Origin of the sequence: Myroides indicus (genome assembly GCF_004364575.1) — a bacterium.
Lineage (GTDB): Bacteria > Bacteroidota > Bacteroidia > Flavobacteriales > Flavobacteriaceae > Flavobacterium > Flavobacterium indicum_A.
Genome location: NZ_SOAG01000002.1, coordinates 77,642 through 89,034, shown reverse-complemented (window position 1 = coordinate 89,034; position 11,393 = coordinate 77,642). Strand labels below are relative to the sequence as shown.

8 protein-coding genes are annotated in these 11,393 nt (G+C 38.0%); 3 read left to right on the top strand and 5 right to left on the bottom strand.

Translation table 11 applies throughout. The features are described from left to right. From C8P70_RS01170 to C8P70_RS01160, 3 genes are all read left to right on the top strand, one after another. Positions 1–3,839: gliding motility-associated C-terminal domain-containing protein (locus C8P70_RS01170; protein WP_133711522.1), on the top strand; the 3,839-nt coding region annotated here is incomplete at its 5' end. 8 nt (positions 3,840–3,847) lie between these two features. Next, positions 3,848–4,786, top strand: a complete 939-nt coding sequence (locus C8P70_RS01165) for a PorP/SprF family type IX secretion system membrane protein (RefSeq protein WP_133711521.1) — start codon at positions 3,848–3,850, stop codon at positions 4,784–4,786. Positions 4,787–4,797: 11 nt separating this feature from the next. Continuing rightward, entirely contained in the window at positions 4,798–6,756 is a 1,959-nt protein-coding gene (locus C8P70_RS01160; RefSeq protein ID WP_133711520.1) for an OmpA family protein, read from the top strand. A gap of 50 nt (positions 6,757–6,806) precedes the next feature. On the opposite strand, the gene C8P70_RS01155 is transcribed toward C8P70_RS01160, so the two are convergent. The 5 genes from C8P70_RS01155 to C8P70_RS01135 all read right to left on the bottom strand — a co-directional run bounded on the left by C8P70_RS01155 (position 6,807) and on the right by C8P70_RS01135 (position 11,278). Then, complete coding sequence (locus C8P70_RS01155) at positions 6,807–7,328, bottom strand: DUF4625 domain-containing protein (protein ID WP_133711519.1); 522 nt, start codon at positions 7,326–7,328, stop codon at positions 6,807–6,809. Between the two features lie 13 nt (positions 7,329–7,341). Next, positions 7,342–7,710: a hypothetical protein gene (locus C8P70_RS01150; RefSeq protein ID WP_133711518.1), complete on the bottom strand. Its 369-nt coding sequence runs from the start codon at positions 7,708–7,710 to the stop codon at positions 7,342–7,344. Beyond that, positions 7,710–10,076 (bottom strand): TonB-dependent receptor, encoded by a 2,367-nt coding sequence (locus tag C8P70_RS01145; protein ID WP_133711517.1) that lies wholly within the window; start codon positions 10,074–10,076, stop codon positions 7,710–7,712. The genes C8P70_RS01150 and C8P70_RS01145 overlap by 1 nt, the downstream gene beginning before the upstream one ends. A gap of 61 nt (positions 10,077–10,137) precedes the next feature. Continuing rightward, positions 10,138–10,512, bottom strand: a complete 375-nt coding sequence (locus tag C8P70_RS01140; RefSeq protein ID WP_133711516.1) for a hypothetical protein — start codon at positions 10,510–10,512, stop codon at positions 10,138–10,140. Between the two features lie 145 nt (positions 10,513–10,657). After that, positions 10,658–11,278 carry an FAD-dependent oxidoreductase gene (locus tag C8P70_RS01135; protein WP_133711515.1) on the bottom strand — a complete coding sequence of 207 codons (621 nt, stop codon included), beginning with the start codon at positions 11,276–11,278 and terminating at the stop codon, positions 10,658–10,660. Positions 11,279–11,393: the final 115 nt, after the last annotated feature.

The following is an 11,393-nucleotide window of genomic DNA, read 5'->3' as shown; positions in this document are numbered from 1 at the left end:
AAACAAGAGTAGACGGATCATGTGCCAACAGTTATGTACTTACCAGAACATGGACAGCTACAGACGAATGCGGAAATACAACTACGCATACGCAAACAATTACCGTAGCTGATACAACTAAACCGGTATTTGTGGAAGCTCTACCACAAAACATAACTTATTCTTGCGATGCAGAAGTACCAACAGCTCCAACGTTAACAGCAAATGATAACTGCGGAACAGCTGCAGTGGATTTCAAAGAAACAAGAGTGGACGGATCATGTGCAAACAGTTATGTACTTACCAGAACATGGACAGCTACAGACGAATGCGAAAATACAACTACGCATACACAAACAATTACCGTAGCTGATACAACTAAACCGGTATTCACAGTAGAACCAAAAAATAAAGTTGTGGAATGTGACGGCTTAGGAAATCTTGATGGACCAGACGGATTCTACGCTTGGTTAGCATCTAATGCCGGCGCAGAAGCAACCGACAATTGTGGTAATGTAACTATAAGCTATCTGATAGAGGATACTAACACAATTTGTGGAGGATCAGGAACAATAATCGTTGATTTTATTGCAAAAGATGAATGTGGCAACTTTACTATAAAACAGGCAACATATGCAATTTTTGATAGAACTCCGCCAACAATTGATACTCCGGCAACTAATTTAGTTATTGAGTGTAGTGTTAACGGGGAAGACGAGTTAAATGCCTGGTTAAGCAATCACGGAGGAGCAATAGCAACCGACACTTGTGGTTTAATCACATGGTCACACAACTATCAGGCATCATTAGCAATATGTAGCTCTACTCCTACTGAAGTAACATTTACGGCAACAGATGCTTGTGGAAACTCCAGCGAAACAAAAGCAACTGTTCAAGTCGTGGATACTATTATTCCAACACTAGTAAAAGAAGCACAAAACAAAACAGTTGAATGTGATGGTTTAGGAAACGAAACAGAGTTAGAAGCTTGGCTGGCAAATCATGCAGGTGCAGAAGCAAGCGACAGCTGTTCTGTAGTAACTTGGACGAATGACTATAACAACGGAGCTAATTTTGTACCATCTTGTGGAAGTACTGGAAGCGTAACGGTAACCTTTACCGGAAGCGATGCTTGTGGCAACCAAATAACCACAACAGCTACATTCACGATTGAAGATACCACAGCACCAGTATTAGTAACTCCAGCACAAAACAAAACAGTAGAATGTGCAGAAGGTAATGAGACAGAATTACAGGCTTGGTTAGCTAATCACGGAGGAGCAACGGCAACGGACACTTGTAGTAAGGCAGCCTTAACATGGACAAGCGATTACGGCAATGGCGAGAAATTTATTTCTTCTTGTGGCAATACGGGTGAAGTAACGGTAACCTTTACAGCTAAAGACGACTGCGAAAACAGCGTTTCAACAGTGGCCAAGTTTACCATTGTCGATACAACTAAACCGGTATTTGACGTTGAACCCCAAAATGCAACAGTAGAATGTGACGGAACAGGCAATACTGCCGATTACGACGCTTGGTTAGCTTCCTATGCCGGAGCAGCAGCTACAGATAATTGCGGAACAGTAAACTATAGCTATACACTGGTAGATACCGCTGTATTATGTGGTAAAACAAATCAGAAAGTCGTTCGCTTTACAGCAACAGACGAATGTGGAAACCGCATTAGTAAACAAGCTACATTTACTATACAAGACACTACAGCGCCAAATATAAGTGAGGAAGCGACTGATATAGTTATCGAATGTGGTAATGATGAAAATGCGCAGATTACTACTTGGTTAAATAACCATGGAGGAGCAGTATCAACAGATACTTGCAGTGCAGTAACCTGGACACACGATTATAACGGCTTAACTGTAACAGATTGCGGAAATACAGGAAGTGCTCTGGTTACATTTACAGTAACAGATGCTTGCGGAAACGAAAGTACAACACAGGCAACGGTAAGTGTTGTCGATACTACAGCACCAACTCTGACCAAACCTGCTCAGGACTTGACGGTACAATGTGGAACTAACACTACACAAGCGTTAAACAACTGGCTGGCAAATCATGCAGGTGCAGAAGCAACCGACAGCTGTTCTGTAGTAACGTGGGCGAATGACTATAACAACGGAGCTAATTTTGTACCATCTTGTGGAAGTACCGGAAGCGTAACGGTAACCTTTACCGGAAGCGATGCTTGTGGCAACCTAATAACCACAACAGCTACATTCACGATTGAAGATACCACAGCACCAGTATTAGTAACTCCAGCACAAAACAAAACAGTAGAATGTGCAGCGGATAATGAAGCAGAATTACAGGCTTGGTTAGCTAATCACGGAGGAGCAACGGCAACGGACACTTGCAGTAATACAGCCTTAACGTGGACAAATGATTACGGCAATGGCGAGAAATTTATTTCTTCTTGTGGTAATGCAGGGGAAGTAACAGTAACCTTTACAGCTAAAGACGATTGCGAAAACAGCGTTTCAACAGTGGCCAAGTTTATCATTGTCGATACAACTAAACCGGTATTTGACGTTGAACCTCAAAATGCAACAGTAGAATGTGACGGAACAGGCAACACTGCCGATTACGACGCTTGGTTAGCTTCGTATGCCGGAGCAACCGCTACAGATAACTGCGGTGAGGTAACATACACATACACTGTAATTGACACTGCAACTCTATGCGGAAATACAAATAAAACCGTAGTTAGCTTTATAGCCACAGATGATTGCGGAAACAGTATTAGCAAACAAGCAACATTCACAATACAAGATACTACTTCACCTGAATTTATCACAGATGCAGAAGATTTAGTAGTAGAATGTGACGGAACAGGCAATAACAGCGATTTGACAGCGTGGTTAAACAATCGTGCCGGAGCAACTGCAACAGACACTTGTTCTTCAGAGTTAACCTGGAGTCATAACTTTAGTGGATTGACAAAAGCTTGCGGTGCTACCGGAAGCACAGAAGTTACATTTACAGTAACTGATGCTTGTGGAAATACTAGCGAACAAACAGCAACATTTACGATTGTTGATACAACCGCTCCGGTATTTAACGTAAATCTTCCGCAAGACAGAACAATTGAATGTTCTACTGAGATTCCGGAAATAACAACCGTAACAGCGGATGATTTATGTAGTAAAGCAACTGTAAGCTTCCGTGAAGAACGCATAGACGGAAATTGTCCTAACAACTATGAATTAATCAGAACGTGGATAGCAACAGACGAATGCGGAAACACAACAGAACACGTACAGATTATTACAGTTCAGGACACTACCGCTCCGGAATTTATAGGCGAATTGCCTAAGGAAGAAATCTTTATAAGATGTGAAGATTTGCAAGATGCTGAAACTTTAAAAGCAATTGATAATTGCGGACCAGTCGAAGTTACGGCAAAAGACGAAGTTATTCCGGGAGATTGCGATACGAAGTATACAATTATAAGAACATGGACAGCTACTGACTCTTGTGGAAATGAGACCTCATTAACTCAAAAAATCAATCTGTCTTGTCAAATAGAGGTATATAATGCAGTTACGCCAAACGGAGATGGGTTTAACGATGAGTTTGCATTAAACGGAATTGAATGCTATCCGGGTAATACAGTACAGATTTTTAATCGTTGGGGAGTTTTAGTATATGAAACCAAAGATTATAATTCTTATGGAAATGTGTTCAGAGGATATTCTAACGGACGTGGTACCGTAAACGGAAGCTCTATGCTGCCTACCGGTACATATTACTATGTAATTTCCTACGACTTTGATCTGGGCAACGGAGAAGTTTACCCAATCCAGCAGGCAGGTTATCTGCATTTAGAAACTAATAAATAATACTGAATATGAAATTTTCACATATTTTCAATAAAGTATTAGCAGGAGTCTTGTTAAGTTTAGGGTGTGCAGAAATGCACGCCCAACAAGACCCTCAGTACACACATCACATGTACAATACTATCAATATTAATCCGGCATACGCAGGAAGCAGAGGAGTACTAAGCGTATTTGGGCTCCACCGCACACAGTGGGTTGGATTAGACGGTGCTCCCAGAACAAATGCATTTTCTATTCACACACCCATTCAAAACAGTGGATTAGGAGTAGGTTTAGGATTTGTAAATGATCGCTTGGGAGTAATGGAAGAAAACACTATCAGTGTAGATCTTTCTTATACCATTGATTTAAATCATCGCGGAAGTAAACTTAGCTTTGGAATAAAAGGTTCGGGAAATCTCCTCAATGTAGAATATTCCCGATTAAACCAATTAAATCAAGGAGACCCATTGCTGGTATACGACATAGAAAACGAATTCTCACCTAATATTGGTGCAGGGGTTTACTGGCATAACAATAAAAGTTATATCGGTTTATCTGTTCCGAGTTTTTTAGAAAACAAACGATTTGAAAATGGCTCGGTATACAGTTCTATGAACCAAAGAATGCATTTCTTTTTAATGGGAGGACATGTATTTGACCTCAACCCTACTCTTAAATTTAAACCAGCTGCCTTATTAAAAATAGTAGAAGGTGCTCCCGTACAAGCAGATATTACTGCTAATTTCTTAATCCACGAATTCCTGACCTTAGGCGCCGCTTATCGCTGGGATGCTGCGTGGAGCGGATTGGTGGGCTTTCAGCTGACAGACGGTTTGTTTATAGGATATAGTTACGATGCTGAAACTACCAAACTGGCACGATACAACAAAGGTTCTCACGAAGTGTTTTTGCGCTTCGAATTGTTTAACAGATACCGTCGCGTGAACTCGCCTCGATTCTACTAAAATATAAAGAAATGAAAAAAGGATTATCATTAATGACTTTGTTGTTTGCTTTAGTTTTAGGAAACATCAACAGTTATGCCCAAACCGGACTGAATCCTGCTAATAAGGATTATGATCGCTGGGCATATATCAACGCAATAGACTTATATGAAAAGGTTTATAAGCGCGGGTATTCAAATCAGGAATTAGTAGAAAAACTGGGAAACGCGTATTATTTTAATGCGCGTTACGGTCAGGCAGAAACTTATTATCAAAAATTATTTTCAGAATATGAGTCTGCTGATATTTCTTCTGAATATTTTTACCGTTATGCTCATACCTTACAAAATATAGGAAATGAAGCTGACGCTAAAAGATACTACGATCTTTTTATAAAAAAAACAGGAGAACAAACAGAGATTTCTAAAATCCGAAAAAATGAAGAAGAGCTGCAAAAGCAAATTGAGCAAAATTCAAACAGAATTGACAGTTTAACCAATCTTGCAATCAATACACCTTATGCGGATTACGGAGCTTATGTGCATAACAATCTATTTTATTATACAAGTGCTAAAGATACAAGCAACTTCGCCAAAAAAACACATGCGTGGACAGGAGAATCGTTTACAAATCTTTATACTGCAGATGCAGCAAATTTAGAAACGGATAGCAAGTCTAAAAAAATCAAAGGCAAAGTAAAATCTAAGTTTAACGAAGCCTCTGCAGTAATCACACGCGACGGAAGTACAATGTATTTTACTCGCAATAACATCTTGAATGGCAAGCGCAGATTTGACAATAAAAAGTCTACCAAGCTAAAAATTTATCGCGCAGAAATGGTTGATGGAAAATGGTCAAATATTATCGACTTGCCTTTTAACAGCGATCAATTTAATACGGCGCACCCGGCATTAAGCGCAGACGAAAAAACACTATATTTCTCGTCAGATCGTCCGGGTGGTTTTGGTCAGGCGGATTTATGGAAAGTATCTGTTCTCGAAAACGGATATGGAACACCGGAAAACTTAGGAGAAGGAATCAATACTGAAGCAAGGGAAACTTTTCCGTTTATCGTTGATGATGAGTTGTATTATTCCAGTAATGGTCGCGTAGGACTTGGCGGGCTAGATATTTATGCAGTAAAAATTAAAACTGACGGTAGTTTTGGAGATGTTCAAAATATAGGCGCTCCATTAAATTCTGCTGATGATGATTTTGCTTATTATATCGACAAATCCAGCCGAAAAGGATTTTTTAGCTCTAACCGTGAAGGCGGTAAAGGAAATGATGATATTTACTCGTTCGTAGAAGTACGTCCTCTCCTTTTAGATTGCAACCAGAATCTGCATATAAAAGTAGTAGATGCCACCACAAATGAACTGATTTATGACGCTACAGTTACTCTGGTAGATGAATTGTATAATGAAAAAGGAAAAAGCACACAATATGCTGATCCTACTTATGCCTTTAATCATTCTTACGAATGCGGTGACAGTTATCATATCAAAGCTGAAAAAGAAGGATACATTACTAACGAAGTGATGGTAATACTTCCTAATGAAAGCGGATTGACAGAAAAAACAATTGTACTTGAACCGGAAAAAATTCCGTTTAAAGAAGGCGATGATTTATTCAAAGTGCTAAATTTAAATCCTATTTATTTTGATTTGGATAAAGACAATATTCGCCCTGATGCAGCTTTAGAACTAGCCAAAGTTTTTGCTGTATTGGAGGAATATCCTAATATGGAGATTGATATCCGTTCACATACAGATAGCCGCGCCTCACATAAATACAATGAAAATTTATCAAGTCGTCGGGCTAAATCTACAGCAGAATGGCTGATATCGAATGGAATTAACCGTTCTCGCCTAACTTGGAAAGGATATGGAGAAACGCAACTGATAAACGGTTGTTCGGATGGAGTAGATTGTACAGAACAAGAGCATCAGATGAACAGACGATCTGAATTTATCATTGTAAAAATGTAAGATCAGATTACTTTACAAAAAAAATCGGGAGTATAATACTCCCGATTTTTTTATTCATGGTCGTGATCGTGATCATGGTCGTGATCAGAATTCCCTTCTCCGGGATCAACAATTTCTATATTTCGATAAACCATTTCCTGATTTCCCGCTTTGTCCAATACTTTTACCACAAAATGATATTTGCCTCTTTTGGCATCCGCCGGAATTATGATTTCATGATGATGAACATCATCGTTTTTCTTTCCGTAAATATCGTCCCAGGTTTTATTAAATTGAAAAGGCGTTCTGTGTTCATTTTCATCTTCATGATCATGATCTTCTGCCATAGCAACAATACCGTGAGTATGCCCGTCAAAATCGTTATGGATATCAACATTATACGAACCCAAAGCCTCGTTATCAGACACTTCCATATCAAAATGGACATCTTTACCAGCTTCCAGCTTTGCTCCTTCCTCCGGAGCATTTAAAACAATCACCGGTTTTTCTGTATCCACGCTATCGTCACTTGATGAACAAGATGTAAAAGCACTTGCCAGTGCTACTATTACTATATATTTTAAAGTCTTCATGTTTTTTTAAATTTTAAATTAATTTTAGTTGTAAATCGCAAGGTGAATCTGAATCAAAAAACAAATTCGGAGGTCCTCTCATTCTTATAGGACTACGTTCTTGCTGTTCAACTTTTATCTCTCTTTCAATCGGAACAACACTGTAAACTTTTTCTATAAAAAAATCCCACTGAAAAAAAGCAATTTCAACAACAGGCGAAAATTTAAACAGAAATTGATCGCAATAATGAACTGTATTTGCGTTTACCCATTCCGTTTGATTGCTTCTATCTCTGTAATTATGATCAAAAATGACAAAATGCAGAAGGTTACTCACATGAGGTACAATAAAAACCGTGAGCATAAAAGCAAACCATATATTTTTTGTAACGACCCTTTTCATTAAAAAGGTATTTGTACCATTAGCTGAATTGATCTTCCAAGTTCCGGTATCTGTAACGGACGGTAAAAGCTCATGTGGTTGAGTATTTTCTGGTTAAAAATGTTAGTTGCAGTGAGACTGGCTTTCGCTTCTATTTTTCCAAGCATTAATGTAGATGATACTCCTGCGCCAAAACTGACTGATTCTGGCGTTATCTCTTCTCCCTGTGCAATGCGTTCCTGTTTGGCATAGCACTTTCCGTTGATATTAATTTCCGGCTGTTTAAAAAATTTCCAATCATTGAATTCATATTTCAACCTGCCGTAGAAATTCATTGGAGGTGAAAAAGGCAAAGGGTAATTTCCTCCTTTTCCGTTAGATAACTGCTTATTGTAGATATACTCAAAAATCCCTTCTACAGACCAGTGATCCCACATTGTTTTAGACACTTTCCATTCTAACCCCGAAATAAAAGCTTTGGACTGGGAGTATTCGTAAATTTGTCCGCTGTCTGGTAAAACAGAAAAGCTTCCTGTTGGTTTTAAAAATATATAATTACTAAAATAATAAACATACGGACTCACCGTTGTACTAAAATCTTTCGTTTCATATGTCGCTCTAAAATCAAAAGCTAAACCTTGCTCTGGTTTTAAATCCGGATTTCCTTTTTCGTGTCGGAATGCTCCGTGGTGTACTCCATTTGAAGCTAATTCTATAGCAGTAGGAAATCTGAAATTAGTTCCCAGGGTTGCTCCTAGATTAAGCTGGGAAGTCACTTCCAGTTTTGCACCAATCATACCGTTTACACTTGTAAAATCTTTATCCAGCGGACGACTCCTCTGGGCATAATCACCAGCAAATTCAGAAGAATGTCCTTTATCAGTCAAATATTCATACAGAATTTCATCGTAATAAGGCTTTATATCTATTTTAGCATAATCTGCTCTAAAACCTGCCTCCCACAACAACTTGCTATTCACATAATGCTCATGCATAGCAAATGCACCAATACCAAATCGATTAAATTTGGGCAACAAAAATCCGTATCCGGCAATTGTATTATTCTGGTAATTGTATTGTATACCTATCGTAGATTTGTGATTATTCGGCGAAAGATATTCGTATTTTGCAGAAGCATCAAACGTATTGAGCGAAAACTGCAATTCTAAATCAGGATCCGAAGCGGGCATCTCCTGATTGCTAAAATGTGTATGAAAACGGCTCTTTTCCTGTCTTTTATTATTTTGAAAAGCAAGTACGAATGACAATTTCTCAACATCGGTCAAGTCAATCACTGTCGAATTGATAATCTTAAAGTGATTTACATTTTGATTAGGCAGCTCCACATTCCTGTGATTTCCGTCATCTACAACAGTCGTAATATCAGGTATTCCATGGGATCCGGGGAAAAAGCCACTTTTGTCGTACACATTACTAATACTTAAGATATTTTTAAACTGATTTTTTACATAACCTATCTGCCCGTAAAGCGATAAATTTTTTCCAGCTGTATTTTTCATCCTATTGCCATAAATAGGAATTTGTGTGTCTAAATAATAAATTTTGTCAGTTGGTACACGGTAATCAGCATAATCCTGTGCTGTAACTTTAAATTTATAAAAAAAGTTATCCTCCCGGGCTTTTACCTGTACAGATGCTCCGTAAGAATCGTTTACCGTTTTGCCGAAAAACGTTGCGTTTCCGGTGAAAGAATGAACTTGAGGTACTTTTTCATTGTTTATTTTAATCACTCCTCCAATGGCATCGCTTCCATACTCAATTGTTCCAACACCTTTGATTACCTCAACCTCTTCAGTACTAAAAGCATCTATTTCTAATCCATGGTCAGCGCCCCATTGCTGCCCCTCCTGTTTAGCTCCATTTTCTGCTACTGCAATTCGGTTAAACCCTAATCCGCGAATCATCGGTTTGGATGCCCCTGCACCTATTTCCATGGCGTTGACTCCCGGGACAGATTCAAGCGTTTTGGCAAAGGAGCCAGAAAAGCGACTTACTAATTCCTGATTTGTTACTTTTTCTACATGGTTTACAGATTTGCTTCCCGAAGCTGAAACTACCACCTGATCTAAAAGAGTAGTATCTTCTTTTAAATGGAAATGCAGATTCATATCTGAATTTACTGTTAAAAGCGTATCCACAGCATGATAACCTATATAAGATATTTTTAACCGGTAACCTCCTGAGGAAATCGATTTAAAATTAAAATCTCCTTTTAAACCGGACATCAAAGTCTGCTCATTCATAGAAACAGTTCCTCCAATCAATGGCATGCCGTATTGGTCAGAAATATCACCCTGAACTGTGAACTGCTGGGAATATATCGAAACAGGTATCATTAAAAATAATACCCAAAATAAAATTTTCATTGTATTTTAAAGTTTAATTAAACGCAAATACCTCGCAAAAGGTATATGTACTAACGGATGATTAAACTGTAAAAGGAGGTGCGCGAAGAGAATAATAAATATGAGATAGAGGGATGAAACGCTCACTGATAGCATCCTGTACTTTCCGGATTGTCTCATAATTATAAAAAACAATTTGTTCAATATCAACCGAAAGACAAGGATTCAAAATAAAATTACAGGCAAAACATTTTTCTATTGGAGAATGTTTTTCTTTCCATTCCAACGTTTTACCAGTATCTTCTCTCTTTTCATTAAAATGAGCATGTGTACTGTGTTCATTTTCATAAAGTACACTTGAAAGAATGTGTGAATAACTGTGAGTAAATTGAAAGACAATGGTAAACATAAACGCCACCAACAACAGTACCCTTGCTATATAATTCTTCCTCTGCATGGAAGCAAATATAAATAAGTTTTTTTAGATACGAAATTTTTAAAAGCATTATTATATCATACCTAACTCATTATCAACACAAACAAAAGAGCTGTTTTGCAATTACAAAACAGCTCTTTCAAAAAAACTACACTAAAAATTATTTTTATACTATTATTTTATGTTTTCTAACACTATCATGACTATGTGTTTCTGTACCTTCATTCCACAAAGTCAGTATATCGGTTGCCACAGCCGCTCCGCTTCCTGCAGCAATTGTCAGCTGGCTTCGGTGCCCTGCTAATGTTCCGGCTACATACAATCCTTCAGCTACCTGATGATCATTATTTTTTAATTGAATTCTATTTTTTTCCGGAATTGATTTTTTATGCGGTTCAACATATTCCATCAACCCGTCAATTGCAAAGCCAGAACCGGAATTAACCGCTACTACAACTATTCTGGATTGGTAAGTGTTTTTATTCGTCAAAATAATAAAATAATCCTTTTCTCTTTTAACTGATAACACTTTTTCTCCTTCAATCTGCTGAATGTGACTGTACGTTTTTAGATTTTCAACTGATTGCCTCAGTAAATCACTACCCAATGTACCTGGCGGTATTCCGTAGGCATTATAAAAAACTGCATCTTGCAGCATAGATGCTTTTTGATGCATGACAATCCCTATTTTTTTACCTTCAACAAAAGTCTTTTTATGTGCGCTACCCAAAATCTGAGCACATGAAACACCAGAGACTCCACCTCCTATTATAAATACATCAAACATTGCTGTGCTTATTTAGTTTTCTCGTCTATCAACTTGGAGGTCCTATAAATAAGGACAATACACACAGCACATAAAAGAGCAATAATACCTATTAAAGCAATTAAACTATCTCCAT

Bases quoted from the DNA above. Each gene is read 5' to 3' on its own strand.
- C8P70_RS01165 (WP_133711521.1), top strand. From the start codon at position 3,848: ATGAAATTTTCACATATTTTCAATAAAGTATTAGCAGGAGTCTTGTTA.
- C8P70_RS01160 (WP_133711520.1), top strand. From the start codon at position 4,798: ATGAAAAAAGGATTATCATTAATGACTTTGTTGTTTGCTTTAGTTTTA.
- C8P70_RS01155 (WP_133711519.1), bottom strand. From the start codon at position 7,328: ATGAAGACTTTAAAATATATAGTAATAGTAGCACTGGCAAGTGCTTTT.
- C8P70_RS01150 (WP_133711518.1), bottom strand. From the start codon at position 7,710: ATGAAAAGGGTCGTTACAAAAAATATATGGTTTGCTTTTATGCTCACG.
- C8P70_RS01145 (WP_133711517.1), bottom strand. From the start codon at position 10,076: ATGAAAATTTTATTTTGGGTATTATTTTTAATGATACCTGTTTCGATA.
- C8P70_RS01140 (WP_133711516.1), bottom strand. From the start codon at position 10,512: ATGCAGAGGAAGAATTATATAGCAAGGGTACTGTTGTTGGTGGCGTTT.
- C8P70_RS01135 (WP_133711515.1), bottom strand. From the start codon at position 11,278: ATGTTTGATGTATTTATAATAGGAGGTGGAGTCTCTGGTGTTTCATGT.